The 1697-nt window shown below is 72.0% G+C and carries 1 pseudogene; it reads left to right on the top strand.

The window, feature by feature from the left end:
- Positions 1-1697, top strand: a pseudogene (locus I55_RS27490) (hypothetical protein); the annotation flags it as partial.

Below are 1697 nucleotides of genomic sequence, written 5' to 3'. Positions count from 1 at the left end.
CTTGGCCCTGCTGCTGGCCCTATCTCTGCCGGGTGAGGTGGCGCAAGCCCTGGCCTGGCTGGTCCGGCTGGGCCAGCGCAATGCCGCTGATCCCTCCATCCTGCATGGTATGGGCCGCAGCCCCCTGCGGGTGACCCTGCACCTGGTCGCCCGGTTGGGGCTAGCGCCTGCAGCCCTGGGAGAAGCCTGGCACGCCCTGCGAGAAGCGGTCGGCACCTCCAGTTTGAGAGCTTACGCCGTGGCTGGCGATCCGCAGGCCCCGCCCCCGCTGCTGGACCTCCTGGCCGCTGATCCCGACGTGGACGTGCGCTGGAGCGTGGTCCTGAACCCGTCGGCGCCGGGGTTGGCCCTGGCACGCCTGGCCGCCGATCCCGACGTGGGCCTGCGTCAGAGGGTAGCCTCGCATCCAAGGGCGCCGGAGGCCGCCCTGGAACGCTTGGCCGCCGATCCTGACGTGGACGTGCGCCGGGCCGTAGCGAGGAACCGCTCTGCGCCGGGGTCGGTCTTGGAGCGCCTGGCCGCTGATTCCAGCGAAGTCGTGCGCCGGATCGTGGCCACGAACCCTTTGACGCCGGTGCCTGTCTTGGGCCGCCTGGCTGCCGATTCCGGCGTGGACGTACGGTGGGCTGTGGCCTTGAACCCATCGGTACCGGTGCCTGTCCTGGAACGTCTGGCCTCCGATCCCGTCGTGGACGTGCGCCGGAACGTGGCGGAGAATCCATCGGCGCCGGGGCCTGTCCTGGAGCGCCTCGCCACCGATTTCAATTGGTTTGTGAGGGTCTACCTGGCGGAGCGCCCGTCAGCGTCGGGGCCGGCCCTGACACGCCTGGCCGCCGATTCCAGCGAATCCGTGCGCCGGAGCGTGGCGGAGAATTCATCGGCCCCGGGGCCGGCCCTGGCACGCCTGGCCGCTGATCCCGAGGTGCTTGTGCGCCGGAACGTGGCGTGGAACCGCTCTGCGCCGGGGCCTGTCCTGGCACGCCTGGCCGTCGATCCCGTCGTGGACGTGCGCCGGAACGTGGCGAGGAACCCATCGGCGCCGGGGTCGGCCCTGCAATGCCTGGCCGCCGATTCCGAAATGGACGTGCGCTGGCACGTGGCGGAGAACCCATCGGCGCCGGGACCGGCCCTGGACCTCCTGGCCACCGATCCCGACGTGAACGTGCGCCGGAACGTGGCGAGGAACCGCTCTGCGCCGGGGCCTGTCCTGGCACGCCTGGCCGTCGATCCCGTCGTGGACGTGCGCCGGAACGTGGCGAGGAACCCATCGGCGCCGGGGCCGGCCCTGCAATGCCTGGCCGCCGATTCCGAAATGGACGTGCGCTGGAACGTGGCGGGGAACCCATCGGCGCCAGGGCCGGCCCTGCACCGCCTGGCCGTCGATCCCGTCGTGGACGTGCGCCGGAACGTGGCGGAGAACCCATCGGCGCCGGGGCCGGCCCTGCAATGCCTGGCCGCCGATTCCGAAATGGACGTGCGCCGGAACGTGGCGGAGAACCCGTCGGTGCCGGGGCCGGCCTTGCAACGCCTTGCCACCGATCCCGACGTGGACGTGCGCCGGAACGTGGCGAGGAACCGCTCTGCGCCGGGGTCGGCCCTGCAATGCCTAGGGGTCGATCCCGTCGTGGACGTGCGCCGGAACCCCCCTAAGGGGCCGTCGGTGCCGGGGCCGGCCTTGCAATGCAGGCCGCCGTCCT

This window comes from Azospirillum sp. B4 (assembly GCF_000333275.1).
In the GTDB taxonomy this organism is placed as follows: domain Bacteria; phylum Pseudomonadota; class Alphaproteobacteria; order Azospirillales; family Azospirillaceae; genus Nitrospirillum.
This window is presented reverse-complemented; position numbering and strand designations above follow the sequence as displayed.